Origin of the sequence: Bacillus sp. SIMBA_008 (genome assembly GCF_046535495.1) — a bacterium.
Classification (GTDB): Bacteria; Bacillota; Bacilli; order Bacillales; family Bacillaceae; genus Bacillus; species Bacillus subtilis.
Genome location: NZ_JAWRWL010001457.1, coordinates 1 through 228, shown reverse-complemented (window position 1 = coordinate 228; position 228 = coordinate 1). Strand labels below are relative to the sequence as shown.

Genomic DNA, 228 nt, shown 5'->3' with positions numbered 1-228 from the left:
CCTCGCCCCGCGTGACCGGTGAGCCCTTCGCCGAGGCGATCGAGCTCGGCCCCGACGACGCGGACGAGATGATGGCGATCGTCGCCCGGAACGAGCCCGGTCCCTTCCGCCCGCGCACGCACGAGCTCGGCCGCTATGTGGGTGTGCGTCGGGATGGAAAACTCATCGCGATGGCGGGCGAGCGTCTGAACCCCGACGGGTTCACCGAGATCAGCGCGGTCTGCGTCG

1 protein-coding gene is annotated in these 228 nt (G+C 70.6%); it reads left to right on the top strand.

What is annotated here, in order from left to right:
- On the top strand, window positions 1-228 hold a 228-nt coding region (locus SB658_RS28325; RefSeq protein WP_486308240.1), incomplete at both ends, for a hypothetical protein.